Annotated in this window: 18 protein-coding genes; 15 read left to right on the forward strand and 3 right to left on the reverse strand. The window is 50.5% G+C overall.

Annotation, left to right across the window (positions count from 1 at the left end; genetic code table 11):
* The 6 genes from QVO97_RS07840 to QVO97_RS07865 form a co-directional block, all read left to right on the forward strand.
* Positions 1-904, forward strand: a 904-nt coding sequence (locus tag QVO97_RS07840; protein WP_288189355.1) for an SbcC/MukB-like Walker B domain-containing protein, incomplete at its 5' end; no start/stop codon positions are given.
* Between the two features lie 50 nt (positions 905-954).
* Positions 955-1,812 carry a glycerophosphodiester phosphodiesterase family protein gene (locus QVO97_RS07845; RefSeq protein ID WP_022359789.1) on the forward strand — a complete coding sequence of 286 codons (858 nt, stop codon included), beginning with the start codon at positions 955-957 and terminating at the stop codon, positions 1,810-1,812.
* Between the two features lie 110 nt (positions 1,813-1,922).
* The gene (locus QVO97_RS07850) at positions 1,923-3,494 is read left to right on the forward strand and encodes an ABC transporter substrate-binding protein (protein WP_022359790.1); all 1,572 of its coding nucleotides are present in this window, start codon (positions 1,923-1,925) and stop codon (positions 3,492-3,494) included.
* Between the two features lie 137 nt (positions 3,495-3,631).
* Positions 3,632-4,582: an ABC transporter permease gene (locus QVO97_RS07855; RefSeq protein WP_022359791.1), complete on the forward strand. Its 951-nt coding sequence runs from the start codon at positions 3,632-3,634 to the stop codon at positions 4,580-4,582.
* A gap of 11 nt (positions 4,583-4,593) precedes the next feature.
* The gene (locus QVO97_RS07860) at positions 4,594-5,391 is read left to right on the forward strand and encodes an ABC transporter permease (RefSeq protein WP_022359792.1); all 798 of its coding nucleotides are present in this window, start codon (positions 4,594-4,596) and stop codon (positions 5,389-5,391) included.
* 12 nt (positions 5,392-5,403) lie between these two features.
* Positions 5,404-7,233 (forward strand): dipeptide ABC transporter ATP-binding protein, encoded by a 1,830-nt coding sequence (locus tag QVO97_RS07865; protein WP_022359793.1) that lies wholly within the window; start codon positions 5,404-5,406, stop codon positions 7,231-7,233.
* 96 nt (positions 7,234-7,329) lie between these two features.
* Here the strand turns inward: QVO97_RS07865 and QVO97_RS07870 are convergent, their stop codons facing one another.
* Positions 7,330-8,034, reverse strand: a complete 705-nt coding sequence (locus QVO97_RS07870; protein ID WP_022359794.1) for a hypothetical protein — start codon at positions 8,032-8,034, stop codon at positions 7,330-7,332.
* A gap of 286 nt (positions 8,035-8,320) precedes the next feature.
* Between QVO97_RS07870 and QVO97_RS07875 the strand changes: the two genes are divergently transcribed.
* Together QVO97_RS07875 and hslO are read left to right on the forward strand one after the other, a co-directional pair.
* On the forward strand, positions 8,321-9,076 hold the full coding sequence (locus tag QVO97_RS07875; RefSeq protein WP_022359795.1) for a class I SAM-dependent DNA methyltransferase: 756 nt from the start codon (positions 8,321-8,323) through the stop codon (positions 9,074-9,076).
* A complete protein-coding gene (gene hslO, locus QVO97_RS07880; protein ID WP_333489824.1) occupies positions 9,077-9,997 on the forward strand; it encodes an Hsp33 family molecular chaperone HslO in 921 nt (306 codons plus the stop codon).
* A gap of 234 nt (positions 9,998-10,231) precedes the next feature.
* On the opposite strand, the gene QVO97_RS07885 is transcribed toward hslO, so the two are convergent.
* On the reverse strand, positions 10,232-10,432 hold the full coding sequence (locus QVO97_RS07885) for a cold-shock protein (protein ID WP_022359797.1): 201 nt from the start codon (positions 10,430-10,432) through the stop codon (positions 10,232-10,234).
* A 290-nt stretch (positions 10,433-10,722) separates the two neighbouring features.
* On the opposite strand from QVO97_RS07885, the gene QVO97_RS07890 reads away from it, so the two are divergent.
* Positions 10,723-11,343 carry a DUF5662 family protein gene (locus QVO97_RS07890; protein ID WP_022359798.1) on the forward strand — a complete coding sequence of 207 codons (621 nt, stop codon included), beginning with the start codon at positions 10,723-10,725 and terminating at the stop codon, positions 11,341-11,343.
* A gap of 1 nt (position 11,344) precedes the next feature.
* On the opposite strand, the gene QVO97_RS07895 is transcribed toward QVO97_RS07890, so the two are convergent.
* Complete coding sequence (locus QVO97_RS07895) at positions 11,345-12,454, reverse strand: ribonuclease H-like domain-containing protein (RefSeq protein WP_022359799.1); 1,110 nt, start codon at positions 12,452-12,454, stop codon at positions 11,345-11,347.
* Between the two features lie 827 nt (positions 12,455-13,281).
* On the opposite strand from QVO97_RS07895, the gene QVO97_RS07900 reads away from it, so the two are divergent.
* The 6 genes from QVO97_RS07900 to QVO97_RS07925 all read left to right on the forward strand — a co-directional run.
* Positions 13,282-15,249, forward strand: a complete 1,968-nt coding sequence (locus QVO97_RS07900) for an NAD(+) synthase (protein WP_288189384.1) — start codon at positions 13,282-13,284, stop codon at positions 15,247-15,249.
* The gene (locus QVO97_RS07905; RefSeq protein WP_022359801.1) at positions 15,246-16,040 is read left to right on the forward strand and encodes a TrmH family RNA methyltransferase; all 795 of its coding nucleotides are present in this window, start codon (positions 15,246-15,248) and stop codon (positions 16,038-16,040) included. The genes QVO97_RS07900 and QVO97_RS07905 overlap by 4 nt, the downstream gene beginning before the upstream one ends.
* 219 nt (positions 16,041-16,259) lie before the next feature.
* Complete coding sequence (locus QVO97_RS07910) at positions 16,260-16,697, forward strand: NfeD family protein (RefSeq protein WP_022359802.1); 438 nt, start codon at positions 16,260-16,262, stop codon at positions 16,695-16,697.
* Positions 16,698-16,702: 5 nt separating this feature from the next.
* Complete coding sequence (locus QVO97_RS07915; protein WP_022359803.1) at positions 16,703-17,641, forward strand: SPFH domain-containing protein; 939 nt, start codon at positions 16,703-16,705, stop codon at positions 17,639-17,641.
* A gap of 236 nt (positions 17,642-17,877) precedes the next feature.
* Entirely contained in the window at positions 17,878-18,186 is a 309-nt protein-coding gene (locus QVO97_RS07920) for a DUF6637 family protein (protein WP_022359804.1), read from the forward strand.
* Positions 18,187-18,212: 26 nt separating this feature from the next.
* A partial coding sequence (locus QVO97_RS07925) for an HTH domain-containing protein (protein WP_369678400.1) occupies positions 18,213-18,334 on the forward strand: 122 nt, incomplete at its 3' end.

Genomic DNA, 18,334 nt, shown 5'->3' on the forward strand with positions numbered 1-18,334 from the left:
GCGGCTGGAGTGGAAAGACAGCCGGACACTCCGGGTGGAGCTTGAGAAGCGCAGCCGGGAGCTGGAAACACTTGCAGAGGCGGTGACAGCGGCTGATAAGAAAGCACAGGAGTGCCGGGAAAAATGCCGGGAGCTGGAGGGAAGCTTATCTTCGCTCCGGGAACATATGGAAGCAGATTCGGAAACAGATCCGGAAGAAAAAATCCAGCAGGCGATCCGGCACTGGGAAGAGGAAAAAACGCGCTGGTCGCGGCTTCACCGGGAACATATGTCGGTGCGGACGCGCAACGAGGATGCATATGCGGCACTTCGGGTGTATCTGCAGGAACGGGAGCAGCTTGACCGGGAAAAACAGCAGATCAGCGAGCTTTACCAGACGGCGGACGGAAAACTGAGCGGCGCGGCGCGGATCGATTTCCAGACGTATGTACAGCGCCAGTATTTCCGCCAGATGATACAGGCAGCTAACCGCCGCCTGCGCCGGATGACGAAAGGAACCTTTGAACTTCAATGCCGCGGTCTGGCCGATCTGGGAAAACAGGGAGAAGTGGGACTTGACCTGGATGTCTACAGCTTTGTGACTGACCGGGTCCGGGACGTCAAAACGCTGTCCGGTGGAGAATCCTTTCTGGCGGCGCTTGCGATGGCGCTCGGCATGGCGGATGTCATCCAGAATGCGGCAGGCAGCGTGAAGGTGGATGCGATGTTCATTGATGAGGGATTTGGTTCCCTGGATGAGGAATCACGAACGCGGGCGGTTCAGGTGCTGCAGGAGCTGTCCGGAGGAAGACGCCTGATCGGCATCATTTCCCACGTGATGGAGCTGAAAGAGGAGATGGGACACAAGCTGGTGGTAAAAAAAGGAAATGGTGGAAGCCAGGTGCATTGGGAGATAGAAGATTAGTATGACGGCGCAGAGCCGTTGTGTGACGAAAGAAAAGAGGCTATTTACATATGACAATCGTAATTCCAGGGATGGTAACGATATCGCTCTTATCTCTGTTTTACTGCAGTATGCTGCCGGAGACGGGGCGGAAGGCGAGAATGCAGGCATTTGAGCGGCAATACATCGCCCACCGGGGATTTCATGACAACCGGAGCGAATGTCCGGAAAATTCGCTCCCGGCGTTTGAGCGCGCGATCCAGATGGGATATGGGATCGAGCTGGATGTACAGCTGACAAAAGACGGGGTTCCGGTCGTATTTCACGACTGGGATCTGAAGCGGGCGGCGGGCGTTGACCGGAAGATACGCGACTGTACCTTTGAAGAGCTGCAAAGCTATCGTTTGTTTGGTTCATCCCAGACGATACCAGCCTTTGAGACAGTGCTTGAGCTGGCGGATGGACGCACACCGCTTATCATCGAGCTGAAAGCGGAGATTGTCCACCGGGAGCTGTGCGAGAAATGCGCGGTGCTTTTAGACCGTTATCCGGGTGAGTACTGCATCGAATCGTTCAGTCCGCTGGCACTCGGCTGGTTTAAGCGCCATCGTCCAAATGTTTTGCGCGGACAGCTTGCGACCAATCACCGCGGCGAGGGATTGAAAACGCCGGTCATTGTGCGGGAGATGCTTACATACTGTATGCTGAACGGATTTTGCAGACCGGATTTCATTGCGTACAACTGCCAGTTCAGCAACACGCTTCCGGTGGAAATGCTGCGTTATTTCTACAAATGTAAGATGGCGGCGTGGACGATTAAAAACCAGGGCGAATTAAACAGGCACCGGAAACAGTTTGATGTTTTTATTTTTGACAGTTTCGAGCCGGATCAATTCGTAAATTTCAACAAAAAACATCCTGAAAGATAGTGAGAAAGTCCTAAATTATGCTGGAAAAGTTGATTTTCTATGAAAATCTGCTATAATGGCTAAGACAATTTAATAATGAGAGATTATTACGAATTCGAGAGGACAAAGATATGAAAAAGAAACAGCTTCTTTCAGGCGTAATGGCACTTTTGTTATCTGCTTCACTCTGTGCATGCGGAGGCAGCAAGACAGCAGAAGGCACCTCAGAAGCAGCTGGCGAGTCCAGCGAAGCAGAGACCAGTAATACTCTTTCAGAAGGAACACCAGTACCAGGCGGCAGCGTTGTGTATGGCATGACGCAGGACCTGGCTAGTCTTGACCCCCATGTAGATACGGACGCAGGAACTAGAGACGTGGTTTTCAATTTGTACGAAGGGCTTGTAAAGCCTACTTCCGATGGCGGATTTATTCCGGCTGTTGCTAGCGATTACACCATTTCCGATGATGCAAAGACTTATACTTTCACATTGAGAGATGGCATCACATTCCATGACGGCACACCGGTTACCATCGAAGATGTCAAATATTCCATCGATCGTTATGCGGAGATTCAGGGCGAATCCTCCGCTTTTTCTTCGCTTGTAGATAGTGTAGAGGTGCAGGATGACAAGACACTGGTTGTAAACCTGAAAGAAAGTTATTCAGAGTTTCTTCCGATGATGACGATTGCCATCATTCCGCAGTCCAACGAGGACCCGGCAGGCAATCCGATCGGTACCGGCCCATTCAAATATGTTTCCTACACACCGGGACAGAACCTGGAGTTGGAAAAATATGACGGCTACTGGCAGGAGGGCGTTCCGAGCCTGGACAGCGTGGAATTTAAATTTATTGCCGATGTGGACACTGCATTTGTAGAGCTGCAGGCAGGCACCATCGACATTCTGAAATATTTAACCTCCGCACAGGCGGAGACACTGGGCGATGATTACAACATCGTACAGGGAAGCATGAACCTCGTCCATGCGATGTACTTAAACAGCGCTTACGAGCCGCTTTCCAAGACAGAGGTGCGTCAGGCACTCTGCTATGCGGTAGACCGCGATGCGATCAACAACTTTATTTTCGGCGGAAAGAGCCACCTCATCGGCTCCCATATGATTCCGGCAATGTCGAAATACTATGAGCCGGAGGCAGAGACCGTATACAGCTACGATCCGGAGAAGGCAAAAGAGCTTCTGGCAGATGCCGGATACGCAGATGGCTTTGATCTGGAAATCACCGTTCCGAGCTCATACAGCCAGCACGTAGACAGCGCGCAGATCATCGCGGATGAGCTGTCCCAGGTCGGCATCAACGTGACCTTAAATCAGGTTGAGTGGAGCACCTGGCTGCAGGATGTATACAAGGGAGGCAACTTCCAGGCGACCGTCATCGGTTTTGACGGAACGCTGGCACCGAGCGACTGGCTCAAGAAATATGTGACAGACGATGCGAAGAACTTCATGCATTACTCCAACACTGAGTACGACGATGTATTTAATACAGCATACACAACCGTTGATGACGATGTAAAAGTAGAAAACTACAAGAAGGCGCAGATGATCCTGGCAGAGGATGCGGCAGCCGTTTACATCGAAGATCCGGCGAACCTCGTAGCAGTCAGCAAGAAGTTTGGCGGCTACACCTTCTACCCAACGGCAGCAGAGGATATGTCCCTGTTATATCAGGTAGAGCAGTAAAATATACAGTTACAATCCAGCAAATTCCTGTTGCTACCACGTTTTCTTACGGCACTTTCGGTTTCAAAAGTGCCTGCCCGTGAACAGTAACCAGGAAATAACAACAGAATAAGAAGCGGTAAACGCAGGAGGGAATTATGAAATTCTTTATAAAAAAACTGATAACTCTCATTATCACATTGTTGGTCATATCCTTCCTGACGTTTACCGCTTTTTCTGTGATTCCGGGCGATGCGGCACTTTCCAGGCTGGGAAAGGACGCGACGGAAGAGCAGTTAGAGCGGGCGCGGGATGAGATGGGATTAAATGATCCACTTCTGGAGCGGTATGGAAGATGGGTGACCGATGCGATGCAGGGGGATTTCGGGGAGTCCTACCGGTATGAGGGAACCTCAGTCCGCTCCCTTCTGGCACAGCGGCTTCCGGTCACGGTGCTTCTGGCAGTCATTTCCCTGCTCATCATCACGGTGATTTCAGTTCCACTCGGAATCCTGAGTGCCCGGTTTGCCGGGAAATGGGTCGATACGCTGACGAACTGCCTGACGCAGATTCTGATGGCGGTGCCGTCATTCTTTCTCGGCATGATCCTGACCTACGTGTTTGGACTGATTCTTCATATGTTCCAGCCGGGTAAATTTATCGAACCGTCGGAAAATTTCGGAAAGTCTGCACAGTACCTTTTATTTCCGGCGCTCGCGGTGGCGCTGCCGAAGATTGCGATGGTGGTGAAATTCCTGCGAAGCTCGATTCTGACCGAGATGAACCGGGAATACGTGCGGACTGCCTACAGCCGCGGCAATACGGAAACGGCGGTATTGTACGGGCATGTGCTGAAAAATGCGATGATTCCGGTTGTGACGTTCTTTGCGATGGTAATCGCGGAGATCCTTGCCGGCAGCATCGTGGCGGAGCAGGTGTTCAGCGTGCCGGGAATCGGAAGACTTCTGATCAGCTCGATCTCCAACCGCGATTATCCGGTTGTGCAGGCGATCGTGCTGTATATCACATCGGTGGTCGTACTTATCAATTTTGCGGTTGATATGATTTATCAGGTTTTGGATCCGAGAGTCCGGACGGCGGAAGAATAGAGGGAAGACGAATGAAACGAAAGAATTATAATCTGATGATAGGGGGCGTGATCACGCTGTTCTTTCTGGCAGTTGCCCTGATCGGACAGTTCTGGACGCCGTATGGGACGACGACGATGGACTCCATGGCAGTCAATCTGGCGCCGTGTGCAGCACACCCGCTGGGAACGGATAACTTCGGGCGCGATATTTTGAGCCGTGTGATGGCGGGAAGCGGCAGCACCTTTTTTGTGGCAGTCTGCACGGTTCTGATCGGGTGTGTGTTTGGCACGATCGTCGGTGCGCTGACCGGCTATTTCGGCGGCTTTTTCGATAACCTGATCATGCGTTTCAATGATATCCTTTTATCGTTTCCGAGCATTCTTCTGGCGCTTATCTTCATCAGCCTGACGAAGCCGGGAAGCTACAACATCATTCTGGCGCTGGGAATCCTTTTTATCCCGAGTTTTGCCCGGATCGTCCGCAGTGAGGTGATCCGGTGCCGGGAACTGGATTTTGTCAAGAGTGCGCGGATCCTTGGCGCAGGGCATATCCGGATTATTTTTGCCCATATTCTGCCGAATGCGGCGGTCAGCCTTTTGACGGCGGCGGCGATCGGATTTAACAATGCGGTGCTGGCGGAGGCGAGTATGAGTTATCTGGGACTGGGAATCCAGCCGCCGGAGCCGAGTCTCGGGAGAATGCTTTACGAAGCGCAGTCGTACCTGTTCAATGCGCCGTGGTACGCGATCGGACCGGGCGTGACGATCATCCTGATTATTCTGGGATTCAGCATGGTGAGCGAGGGGCTGCGCTCGATGCAGCAGTAAGGAGGCGAAAAGATGGAACCATTGGTTGAGATAAAAAATCTGTCGATCCGTTTTCCAGAAGGAAATTCGACCTTTGAGGCAGTCAAGGGCATCAGCTTTTCGATCGGAAAAGGCGAGATCGTCGGAGTAGTCGGCGAGTCAGGGTCAGGAAAATCCATGAGTGCGCTTGCTCTGATGGGGCTGCTTCCGAAGGACGCCGAGATTGCCTCCGGATCGCTCTGTTTTCAGGGAGAAGATCTGGTGACCATGAAACCGGAAAAGCGGAGACAGCTATGCGGCAGCAAAATGGCGATGGTCTTTCAGGAGCCGATGACCTCCTTAAATCCGGTATTGAAAATCGAACGGCAGGTCGGGGAAAGCCTGCGGATCCATACGAAACTCGGAAATGCTGAGATCCATGAACGGGTGGTGCAGGCACTCTCAGAAGTCGGTCTGCCGGACCCGGAGGGGCTGTGCGGTAAATACCCGCATGAACTTTCCGGCGGCATGCGCCAGCGTGTGATGATCGCGCAGGCGATGATCAATTCCCCGAGTCTTCTGATTGCGGATGAGCCGACGACAGCGTTAGACTGTGTCGTTCAGGCACAGATCCTGGAGCTTCTGCGGAATATCCACCGGACCAAGGGAACGTCGATTCTCTTTATTTCCCATGATCTGAATGTTGTGCGTGCGCTCTGCAGCCGTGTGATCGTGGTTTATAAGGGCGAGATCGTGGAAGAAGGGCAGACGGAAGACGTCCTTCTGCATCCGAAGCATGAATATACGCGCCATCTGGTGGCGTCGATTCCGGAGGGAGAAAAAGGGGAAAGCTCTGGCGGGGAGATCCTGCGCCTGACGGATTTGAACGTATTTTACGATGTGCGTGGCGGTCTGTTCCGCAAAAAAGGAAAAAAACACGTAATTCACGATCTGAACCTGTCGGCAAGAGAGGGAGAGATTGTGGGGATCGTGGGCGAGAGTGGCTGCGGCAAATCGACGCTCAGCAAGACGATCCTGGGACTTCATGACAATTATACGGGTGAGGTGAAGGTGCGTGACGGCGTCCGTCCGCAGATGGTATTTCAGGATCCGGCGGGATCGCTCAACCCGGCGCGGACGATCGGATGGATTCTGGAAGAACCGCTGCGCCTGCGCGGCATCAGGGACCGCACAGAGCGCAGGCAGCTAGTGAAGGAAATGCTTGAAAATGTCGGACTGGACGAGTCCTTTGCGGCGCGCCATCCGAGAGAGCTTTCTGGCGGTCAGAAACAGCGCATCAGCATCGGCGTGGCACTTCTCATGGATCCGCGCCTGGTGATCGCGGATGAGCCTGTTTCGGCGCTTGATGTGACGGTCCAGTCCCAGATTTTGAACCTGCTTTTGAAGCTGCACGCCGAAAAGCAGATGACCATCCTCTTTATTTCCCACGATCTGAACGTCGTGCGCGGGCTCTGCAGCCGTGTCATGGTCATTTACAAGGGTGTGATTGTGGAAGAAGGTCTGGCAGAAGAGATCTATGAGCATCCGGCGCACCCGTACACGAAACTTCTGCTGGAAGCGGCGATCGGCGGGGATACAATGGAACTGGATGCGGAGGCAGGAAAGCAGAGTGCGGAGCCGGAGAGAGACAGCCGGATAGAAAAACCTGAGCGGGGACAGACGAAAGAGAACCTTTTGGAACATCAGGAAAAAGAGCGGTCCGTCCAGAATGCACCAAAGAAGATAGCGGGCAGTGGGGAGAAGTGTATCTTTTATGAGCGATGTCCGAAGAGAAGAGAGGCGTGTGCCCATGTGCCGCTGTCACCGGAGGCAGTACAACTTTCAAGGACACACTGGGCGCGGTGTATTCAGATAGAAGCATAATCTGATAAGCTGAAATAGAGAAAAACGAAATAGCAGCCGAAAAAAGACAGACGGTTCAGCCTATGCCAGGGAAAGCGGCATGGCTCGAATCGTCTGTCAATGTTTTTTCCTGCGGTGGGAAATCAAAGTGCGCGGCTGCTCACTGGAAGAATCCTGTTGCCCCTGCTGTGCCTCACCGGAAAGCTGCAGCGGCTCCCGGCGGTGCCGGAGTGAATGGTAAAAAAGCCAGATCAGATCCACCAGGGCGATCAGAAACGCACATCCAGCTAATAGATGAAATACCTCATGCGTCAGGGCGGGATACGGCAGAGCGGATATGATATAAGGAGAAGTCATATTCCGCAGGGAGCTCACCGTCCAGGAGAGACTGTCCGCCATCGTCTGGAGAAGCGATTCATAGGTATCCTCGTTCAGGCGGATCAAACGCCCGTTTAATGAAAGTGCTTTGCGTTCGGGCGGATCTGGATAGCCGGAAGACGGATCGAGCAGATAGAAATGGCAGGTTCCATTTTCCAGAGAGTAGTAATAATATCCGGTCTCTTTCTTTCCATCGTAGGCAGCGCACCCTGTATAATATAAGGAAGGAGCGTTCACCGAGACATAGGGCTGAGCCGGGTTATAAAAATTTTCAAACTTGCACTGGCTGTTTATCGGCCGCGGGGAGTGTGAATGTTCTCCGGCATTCTGCCACAGGAGCAGGATGGACGCGATCAGCACCAGCGCCGGAAGCCACATCTGCCGGCGGTAAAAACGGCGGCTTTTGATGGGGGAATGTTTTTGTTTTTCAGTCAAATTTTTCATACGCTCTAGTATAGTCAGTTCTGCGTGGAACGTCAAGAGTTAGTGTATACGACAAAATCCTGCTGCCACCACGTTTTCTTACGGCACTTTCAGTTCCAAAAGTGCCTACCTGTGAACAATTACTCCATTCATGGTCATCTGCGCGTGCTTTTTCAATTATTCTTGCAAACAGGGCGAAAAATTGCTATGATGGGAGTGCTGGCATCGGAAGGTGATTGTGCAGTAGGGGAAAGCTTTCGGTGCATGGCAGTCATTTTTGCATCGGCAATATAGAAGGAGAGGCTAAATGGACGCTTACACGAGTTTTGCGGAAGTATATGATATGTTTATGGATAATATTCCCTATGAGGACTGGTGCGGGTACCTGACTTCTCTTTTAAAGGAATATGGGATCAACGATGGTCTGGTGCTGGATCTGGGATGTGGAACCGGCACGCTGACGGAGCTTCTGGCAAAGGAAGGCTATGATATGATCGGCGTGGATGTCTCGGAGGATATGCTGCAGGAAGCAATCGAAAAACGGGCAGAATCCGGGCTGCCGATTTTATATTTATTGCAGGATATGCGCGAATTTGAATTGTACGGGACGGTCCGGGCGGTCGTGAGTATCTGCGATTCGCTGAATTATATTCTGGATTATGACGATCTGGCGCACGTATTTTCGCTGGTCAACAATTATCTGGATCCGAAGGGAATGTTCATTTTCGACCTGAATACGGAGGCAAAGTTTCAGGCAATGGGAAGTGAGACGATCGCGGAGGTGCGCGACGAGGGGAGCTTCATCTGGGAAAATGAGTATGATGAAGAGGAGAAAATTAACTCCTACGATCTGACGCTCTTTATCCGTGAGGAGGATGACTTATACCGCCGCTATCAGGAGACGCATTTTGAGCGCGCGTGGTCGTTGGACGAGATAAAAAAGGCGCTCACAGAGGCGGGCATGGAATTTGTGGCGGCGTATGACGCATTTACGAAGAACGCGCCGCGAAAAGAGAGCGACCGAATCTATGTGGTTGCGAGAGAACATGGAAAAGAGGTATAAATGATGGAAAAGATAAAAGCAGGTGAAATAACGGGACAGACCGGAGATTATATGCTCCGTGCGACGGCGGCGAATGGTCAGATCCGCGCATTTGCGGCGACTTCTCGCGATCTGGTGGAGAAAGCCAGACAGGCGCACAATACCAGTCCGGTGGCGACCGCAGCGCTGGGACGCCTGATGACGGCAGGAGTCATGATGGGATCGATGATGAAAGCGGACAGTGATCTTTTAACCATCCGGGTCGAGGGCGATGGTCCGATCGGCGGTCTGACAGTGACAGCAGATAAGAACGGCAATGTCAAGGGCTACGCGTTCCACCCGGAGGTAATGCTGCCGCCGAATGCGAAGGGCAAGCTGGATGTGGGCGGTGCGCTGGGAGTCGGCGTCTTGAGCGTAATCCAGGATATCGGTTTGAAAGAGCCGTATGTGGGACAGACGATCCTGGTAACGGGTGAGATTGCGGAAGATCTGACTTATTACTATGCGACCTCCGAGCAGACTCCGTCCTCCGTGGCACTGGGCGTTCTGATGAATAAAGAAAATACGGTGCGCCAGGCAGGCGGATTTATCATCCAGCTTCTTCCGGGAGCAGAGGAGGCGACGATCGCGGCACTTGAAAAGACAATCGGTGAGCTGGAGCCGGTGACGACGATGTTAAATAAGGGAATGACCCCGGAGGACATTCTGGAGCTGATTTTAGGACAATTTGGTCTGGAGATTCTGGATAAGATGCCGATTCAGTTTACCTGCAACTGCACCAAGAGCCGTGTAGAAAAGGCGCTGATCAGCATCGGCGGCAAGGAGCTGCAGGAGATGATCGACGAGGGCAAGAGCATCGAAGTCAACTGCCAGTTCTGCAACAAGCACTATGAATTTAGTGTGGATGAGCTGAAAAAACTGTACGAGAAAGCTAAGAAGTAAAAAGAAATGAGATAATAGATATGGCTGCTGTGCGGAAAAAGGATATTTGGATATGTTCCGCATGGCAGGACAGAAAAAAAGGTAACTGTTCACACATGTGTGAGCAGTAACGAAAAAAGGGATACTGCCGAAGCGGTATCCCTTTTTATAATCACTTTACTTAGATCAATATAACGTATTCGCAAAATATATATCAAACATATTTGGAAAACAGGTACACTGGAAAGTTGATGATTAAAGCTTGGTTACGTTAGTAGCCTGCGGTCCCTTAGCACCGTTAACAACTTCGAACTCTACCTGAGCGCCTTCCTCAAGAGACTTGAAGCCTTCCATGTTCAGTCCGGAGTAGTGAACGAATACATCGTTGCCCTGCTCGTCGCAGATAAATCCGTAACCTTTCTGGTTGTTGAACCACTTTACAGTACCTCTGTTCATATGATACCTCCAAAAAAATATAAAAAATAGTGATGGCCGCATGGATTTACGACCTGTTCCAAGAATAGCATAGTTTCATATTGATGTCAAACGTTTTCGCATAAAATTTCTGGAAATTCAGACATTTAAAAATAGTTAAATTTTTGTGGAAAATAAGGGCATTTGTTACTGTACACACATGTGTGCCCAGTAACGGGTATTTTCCAGAAAACCGCGAAAGAAAGTGGGGTTGTCAAACCAGGATACGGGGGGTAAAATAGGAGGAAAGAAAAGGGGAAAGAGGTAGGAAAATGAATTATATTTACAATGCGTATCATCATTTTTTGACGATCACGAAACATAAATGCGAGGTCATGAAAAACTGCTTTGCGGTAGGGCTGTACCGCCAGGGACTTCTGCACGACCTCTCCAAGTATTCCTGGGAGGAATTTGCGACCGGCGTTAAATATTATCAGGGAAACCGCAGCCCAAATGCGGCGGAAAAAGAAGAAAAGGGCTATTCGGCGGCATGGCTGCACCACAAGGGACGCAACAAACATCATTTCGAATACTGGATCGATTTTGCACCGGACAAGTCCTGGGGGCTTGTCGGCAATAAAATGCCCCTTCGCTACCTGATCGAGATGGTAATGGACCGGATTGCCGCGTCGAAGGTTTATAAGGGAAAAGATTACACGGATGCGTGTGCGTGGGAATACTTTGAAAGAGGCAGAGATTTTGTCGTGATGCACCCGAGGACGAAATACCAGCTGGAATATCTCCTCACGATGCTGAAAGAGCAGGGCGAGGAGAGAACCTTTGCGTTCATCCGGGCGCTGCTTGCACGGGAGAGGGCGAAAGAACAGGCAGTCCGGAGAAAAAGGATGGGACACGTGATCCGGGAGATAAGAGAGCGTGGACGGGTGCTGTAGTTTATAAGGACAATTCTCTCAGATAATTATGTAAGTACAGCACTGCCGTCTCTGGATCTGTGAAAAGCTGTTCTGAATACGGCACAAACAGCTGCTTACTCTTATAGTCTGCTTTCAGGCATTCATGCCACATCGGAGTGCCATCTGCAAGAAGCGGCTGCGGCACAAACAGCCCGGCTGCGCGGGTGTAGCACGTTTTGGCGGTTGCCTTCTTGCGGGCGGAGCGATCCACATACTGACCGACACTTTTGTGGATGGCGCAGTCCTCGTAGATCATATAGTAATAATTCTCATAATCGCTGTAAAATCGTTTCAGTTCCCCGGAATATAATGGAAGGTCGAGCGTCAAGCGGTTTCCTTCCGCCGATAGCTCCAGCTCACCGATGGAAAACTGGAATCCGCTTGTCAGAGAGACGGGGCTTTCATAGTGAAGCAGCAGGTGCTTTTCTGAGTTTCCGTCCGCATATGGGATATCACGGCTTTCTGAACCTTTGAAAGAAAAATCGCCGGTCAGAAAGTCCGGGTAGGCGAGAATCGGCAGAATCTGCGGCATTCCCTTTAAGTCATCCTCGTTATGGAGAATCAGAAGGTGTTTCAGCAGTTCAGAGTGCGTCTGTAAATATTCACCGTAAACCTCGATGAGCTGACCGCCGTTGTACTTATCTTCGCGGGCAATGCCGAGGAACCGCTCGATGCTTTTTTGTTTCAGATTTTCAAGTCCCAGCAATTTCTTTAATGGGCGTATTTTCTTATAAATATCAAAACTTTCAACTGCTTCAAAATTCCAGTCCTTTTTATAAAAAACACAGCGTTTCGTCAGAAATGGAATGTCAAACCCGTCGCCGTTGAAATGGACGAGGATGCGCTTTGTCCGGAGAAGTGCAAAAAAAGCGTCGAGAACCTCTTCCTCCGCATCCCTCGTCTCGGCAAAATACTGGGTCAGAATCCAGGTGTTTCCGTCGTGCCAGACGCAGCCGATCAGATAGACCGAGGCGTAGTCGCCGGAAAAGCCGGTTGTCTCGATATCGAAAAAGAGCAGATCGGAGATAGCTCCTAACTGTTTGGGCGGATAAGAGGAAGTAAAGGTCAGCGGATTTTGAATGGTGATCATTTGGCAGTATCCTCCTGTGTCGTTTTATAATGTCCGCCCCTGGTCCGCATTGCGTCGGGGATTGGTTTCAGACTGTAACCTATGGCGTTATTATAAATTCATCGGAAGTGAAAAGCAACCGTTTAAGATGACAAAACAATAACACACCCGGTATCGTGAAATATCCGTTCTGGCAGTTGAGTAAAAAGAAAAACAATTTGTAAACCTTCAGTGGTACAAGTTTGGCAATCTTTTGAAATTCCGATATACTAGAAAATGTTGGAAGTGACAGCGGGAAATGTGGTTGTACCAATATGGCAATTCGGGAATTTTTGGCGGAAAGACTGGCAGATTATGAGATCCCGCGCAAATTTGCCTTGCTAAAGGAGTTTTCAAAGACTGAAAGCGGAAAGATTCGTAAAAAAGAACTGTGAAAATTGCTTTTTCTTGTCGAAAAAAGAAAATGATTTATTGTGCAAAATGACAAAAGTGACGTTGACAAAATTGGAAAAGAGTGGTATATTTACATACAGCAATCAAACTATTTAATGTAACGGTTGTGAACGTGACCGGAGAGCTGCTTTCTGTGGGGGAAAAGCGGCTCTCTTTTTATGTCATAGGAAACTTCGTCCTATGTGTTTGACTTTTTGTATAGTGACAGTTACAATAAATTCGTAACTGTTCAGTACCTTCACAGTCACGCGCAAAAATCCATTAAAAATTGCCTACGGCAATGGGATTTTTGCCTGCTGGTCCATGTTTTCGTACGGTCAGCGCAGTAAATGCGCAGACCTATTGAACAGTTGCTATGTTTTTAAAAATCATTTATAAGGGAGACAAACCATATGATAAGAGATGGCTTTATCCGGGTTGCCGCGTCAACGCCGGAAGTGAAGGTGGCAGATGTAGAGTACAACCGGGAACAGGTTTGTGAACAGATAGAGGAGGGGCGCAAAAAGGGCGCTTCGATTATGGTATTTCCAGAGCTGGTGCTGACGGGATATACGTGCGGTGAGCTGTTTATCCAGAAATCGCTGCTGGCGAAGGCAAAGGAAGAGCTTAGGAAGCTGATCGCCTTTACAGCTGGAGATTCAATGCTTGTATTTGTAGGACTTCCGTGGGAATACAATAATAAATTGTACAATGTGGCAGCGGCGATCCAGGATGGAAAGCTGCTCGGTCTGGTTCCGAAGAGATGGATTCCAAACTATTCTGAATTTTATGAGGGACGTTATTTCAACCCGGGCTGGGAAAAGACAATCGACGTTTCCTGGGACGGTTATCAGGTGCCAATGGGAATGAAGCTTTTATTTTCCTGTGACAATGTGGAAAATCTCGTCGTGGGGGCGGAGATCTGCGAGGACGTCTGGGTTTTAAATCCGCCGAGTATTGCACACGCGTCGGCGGGGGCAACGGTGATCGTCAACTGTTCTGCCAGCGATGAGGTGACAGGCAAGAGCGAGTACCGCAGAAGTCTGATCAGCGGTCAGTCGGCGCGGCTGCTCTGTGCGTATATTTACGCCAATGCGGGCGAGGGAGAGTCTTCCCAGGATCTCGTTTTTGGCGGCCAGAATATTATCGCTGAGAATGGCAATATCCTGTCGGAGTCAGCGCGATTTGAGAATCAGACGATCTACGCAGATATCGATTTGGAACGTCTGGAATGTGAGCGCCGCCGGATGACGACTTATCAGACAGAAGGCCGTGAGGATTACCGGTTTGTAAGTTTTACGCTGGATCGGAAACCGCTTGCGCTGGAGCGCGTGATCGATCCGACCCCGTTTGTCCCACACGATGCGGGTAGCCGGAACCGCCGCTGCGAGGAGATCCTTTCGATCCAGGCGATGGGATTGAAAAAACGTCTCAAACATACCGGATGCCGCCATGCTGTCGTTGGTATTTCAGGCGGTCTGGATTCAACGCTGGCACTTTTAGTAACCGTGCGCGCCTTTGATCTGCTGGGGATTCCGCGTGAAAATATCCTGTCTGTGACGATGCCGTGCTTTGGTACGACTGACCGGACGTACCAGAATGCCTGCCAGCTCACGAAAAAGCTGGGTGCAACCTTGAAAGAAGTCGATATCCGAGAGGCAGTTACGATCCATTTCCGTGACATTGAACAGGATCCGTCGGTTCATGATGTAACGTATGAAAATTCACAGGCACGCCAGAGAACGCTGGTTCTGATGAACCTTGCCAATAAGATCGGCGGTCTTGTCATCGGTACCGGCGATATGTCGGAGCTGGCGCTTGGCTGGGCGACCTACAACGGCGATCATATGTCGATGTACGGTGTCAACTGCTCGGTTCCGAAGATGCTGGTGCGCCATCTGGTGCGCTATTATGCAGATACCTGTGGCGAGAAAGAGCTTTCTGATATTCTGCTGGATGTACTGGATACGCCGGTCAGCCCGGAGCTTCTGCCGCCGGAGGAGGATGGAAAGATCGCACAGAAAACGGAGGATTTGGTTGGTCCTTATGAGCTGCATGATTTCTATCTCTACTATATATTAAGATTCGGCTACCGTCCGGGCAAGATTTACCGCCTGGCGCGTCAGGCATTTGACGGTGCTTATGATAAGGAAACGATCCTTAAATGGCTGAAGGTCTTCTACCGCCGTTTCTTCAACCAGCAGTTTAAGCGTTCCTGCCTGCCGGATGGTCCGAAGGTAGGTTCTGCTGCAGTATCACCGCGCGGCGACCTGCGTATGCCGAGCGATGCGTGCAGCCGCCTGTGGCTGGAGGAGCTGGAAACACTGGATGAGGATTGCGTTTACGGAGTGCCGGAGACGAAAGCGGCAGGAGGCAGCCTGTGATCGCGAGCACGGGCAACGCCCGTGTCAGAGCGGTGACGGCGCTTGCAAAGAAAGCAAAAGCAAGACGGGAACAGGGCGTCTTTTTGGTGGAAGGTCCGAAGATGTTCGGGGAACTGCCGGTGGAGAGACGCCGCGAAGTCTATGTGTCGGAAAATTTTCTGCGCCAGCAGGGGGAAAGAGCAGAAAAACTGCTGGCTGGCTGCCGGTATGAGACGGTGACGGATGAGGTCATGCGCCATATGTCGGACACCCAGACACCGCAGGGTATCCTGGCGGTAGCGGAACAGTTTTCTTATCAGATCTCAGATGTGCTGAAAAATAGCCCGGACGGAAAGGCACCGGAGCTTGTGATTCTGGAGACGCTGCAGGATCCGGGTAATCTGGGAACAATCCTGCGCGCCGGAGAGGGGGCGGGTGTGACAGGCATCATTCTTGACCGTGGTTCAGCTGATATTTACAGCCCGAAGGTCATCCGTTCCACGATGGGCTCGATCTACCGGGTGCCGTTTATCTACACGGACGACCTGCATCAGACGATCGGGGAAGTAAAAAAGCAGGGAATCCGCCTCTATGCGGCGCATTTAAAGGGGAAACATAACTACGAAGAAGAAAATTATACAGGTCCGTCCGGCTTTCTGATCGGAAATGAGGCAAATGGTCTGACCGAGGAGACGGCGGCGCTTGCTGACGCGTGGGTGAGGATTCCGATGGCTGGAAAGGTTGAATCACTCAATGCAGCGGTGGCGGCTTCGGTGCTGCTGTTTGAGACGGCACGGCAGAGACGGCAGTAAATTGCATTTTTTGAAACAATGTTTTAAGCCGGATAGTTTGTGCAAATAGAGAGCTGTGAAGAAATAAATTGAACTGCAGATCGATATGTTCCATTAAGAAGTTTGTAATAAAACCGTAAGTTCAAAAACAGAGCTGATTGGTTGATAAATGTCAGAAAATATCGTATACTAGTTTTAAGATATCAGGGTCAAAAGACCTATATGGAAGGAGGGGATGACATGGCAGTATGGTGTGTCTGGCTGGCGGTGTTTGTAGTGTGTATCGGGCTGGAAGCAGCGTCGATGGCGCTGACTTCGATCTGGTTTGCTGGAGGCGCTCTGATTGCGTGTGTCCTGTCGATCGCGGGAGTGAATCTTTACATCCAGATGGCGGTGTTTGTCGTTGTTTCATTCCTTCTTTTGTATTCAACAAGACCATTGGCACTCCGGTATATCAATCAGAAGACGGTGCGGACCAATGTGGACGCGCTGGTGGGTAAAAAAGCGCGGGTAACCGCAGAGATTGATAACGACGAGGCGAGAGGGACGGCGATGGTGTCCGGCCAGGAATGGACGGCACGCTCGGCGGATGGAAGCCGGATTCCGAGGGATACGATGGTACAGATTCAGGCGGTCAGCGGCGTCAAGCTGATTGTCAGCAAATGTAAGGAGGAGTAGGAAATATGGGAGCAGTTATCAGTTTTCTTGTCATTGCGATTGTGGTACTTCTGATTTTGTCATCCTGTATCCGGATCGTGCCGCAGGCACAGGCATTAGTCGTAGAGCGTCTGGGTGCTTATCTGGAGACATGGTCGGTTGGCGTGCATTTCAAGGTGCCGTTCATTGACCGCGTGGCAAAAAGAGTCATTTTAAAAGAGCAGGTTGTAGATTTTGCACCGCAGCCGGTTATCACGAAAGATAACGTTACGATGAAGATTGATACGGTTGTATTTTTCCAGATCACGGATCCGAAGCTGTTTGCTTATGGTGTTGAGAACCCGATCATGGCGATCGAGAACCTGACGGCGACCACCCTTCGAAATATCATCGGTGATCTCGAACTTGACCAGACCTTAACCTCCCGTGAGACGATCAACACGAAGATGCGCGCTGCACTCGATGTGGCGACAGACCCGTGGGGAATCAAGGTAAACCGTGTTGAGTTGAAAAATATCATTCCTCCGGCAGCCATTCAGGATGCGATGGAGAAACAGATGAAGGCAGAGCGTGAGCGCCGTGAGTCCATTCTCCGTGCCGAAGGCGAGAAGAAATCGACGATCCTGGTAGCCGAAGGTAAGAAAGAGTCCGCGATTCTGGAAGCAGAAGCAGAGAAGGAAGCGGCGATCCTGCGTGCAGAAGCACAGAAGGAAAAGATGATCCGCGAGGCAGAAGGTGAGGCGGAAGCGATCCTCAAAGTTCAGAAAGCGGAAGCAGACGGACTTCGCTTCATCAAGGAAGCAGGCGCGGACAATGCAGTGCTGCAGCTCAAGAGCCTGGAGGCATTTGCCAAAGCAGCGGACGGCAAGGCGACGAAGATCATCATCCCGTCCGAGATCCAGGGCATTGCCGGTCTGGTAAAGGGTCTGACGGAAGTTGGCACGGATGTTCAAAAGGCAGAGTAGCCGGGAGTGAGCGGCTCTAAGTTATAAAAAAAGGTATAAGAAAAGGCTGATGGTTATGTAAAGCAGGAACCGCAGCCTTTTTCGAGTTCTTTTTTGACAAGCCTGCGGACATTCGGTATAATATCCCATAGTGATATGTATACCCATATATGTTGATGAAAGGGTATATGCAAGAAGCTATGTGCTATATGAAGAATGAGGCTGTTGTTTGCGAATATAAGTAAGGAGTGGATGCGTTGAACCTGCAGGAAAAAAGAAAGAAAAGCGCGAATATCGCGTTTGCCCTGGATATGCTTCATATCGTAGTGGGTATATTGATCGTGATATTTGCGGTTCTTGCGTTTCTGAACCCGGATGAAAACCGGATTTTGTTTCCGGTAATCTTTCTTCTGGCGGCGGTACTGAATTTTGCCAATGGCTATGACCGCTATCGCCGGGGAAGGGGAAGAAAGCATCTGCGGACCGGCGGAATGATCCTGATGGCAGTGGGAGCAGGATTGTTCCTTTTATGTATTGTCAGTACACTTACAATATGGTGGGGGTAATAAAAGTGAAAACAGAAGTTTTGCGAATGTTAAAAGAAACGGATGATTACCTGTCCGGACAGGAGATCTGTGAGCGTTTAAATGTATCACGGACGGCAGTCTGGAAAGTTATCAAACAGTTGGAGGCAGAAGGATATGAGATAGAGGC

Origin of the sequence: Clostridium sp. CAG:43 (genome assembly GCF_000434655.1) — a bacterium.
GTDB lineage: Bacteria > Bacillota > Clostridia > Lachnospirales > Lachnospiraceae > Otoolea > Otoolea fessa.

Bases quoted from the DNA above. Each gene is read 5' to 3' on its own strand.
- QVO97_RS07845 (WP_022359789.1), top strand. From the start codon at position 955: ATGACAATCGTAATTCCAGGGATGGTAACGATATCGCTCTTATCTCTG.
- QVO97_RS07850 (WP_022359790.1), top strand. From the start codon at position 1,923: ATGAAAAAGAAACAGCTTCTTTCAGGCGTAATGGCACTTTTGTTATCT.
- QVO97_RS07855 (WP_022359791.1), top strand. From the start codon at position 3,632: ATGAAATTCTTTATAAAAAAACTGATAACTCTCATTATCACATTGTTG.
- QVO97_RS07860 (WP_022359792.1), top strand. From the start codon at position 4,594: ATGAAACGAAAGAATTATAATCTGATGATAGGGGGCGTGATCACGCTG.
- QVO97_RS07865 (WP_022359793.1), top strand. From the start codon at position 5,404: ATGGAACCATTGGTTGAGATAAAAAATCTGTCGATCCGTTTTCCAGAA.
- QVO97_RS07870 (WP_022359794.1), bottom strand. From the start codon at position 8,034: ATGAAAAATTTGACTGAAAAACAAAAACATTCCCCCATCAAAAGCCGC.
- QVO97_RS07875 (WP_022359795.1), top strand. From the start codon at position 8,321: ATGGACGCTTACACGAGTTTTGCGGAAGTATATGATATGTTTATGGAT.
- hslO (WP_333489824.1), top strand. From the start codon at position 9,077: ATGATGGAAAAGATAAAAGCAGGTGAAATAACGGGACAGACCGGAGAT.
- QVO97_RS07885 (WP_022359797.1), bottom strand. From the start codon at position 10,432: ATGAACAGAGGTACTGTAAAGTGGTTCAACAACCAGAAAGGTTACGGA.
- QVO97_RS07890 (WP_022359798.1), top strand. From the start codon at position 10,723: ATGAATTATATTTACAATGCGTATCATCATTTTTTGACGATCACGAAA.
- QVO97_RS07895 (WP_022359799.1), bottom strand. From the start codon at position 12,454: ATGATCACCATTCAAAATCCGCTGACCTTTACTTCCTCTTATCCGCCC.
- QVO97_RS07910 (WP_022359802.1), top strand. From the start codon at position 16,260: ATGGCAGTATGGTGTGTCTGGCTGGCGGTGTTTGTAGTGTGTATCGGG.
- QVO97_RS07915 (WP_022359803.1), top strand. From the start codon at position 16,703: ATGGGAGCAGTTATCAGTTTTCTTGTCATTGCGATTGTGGTACTTCTG.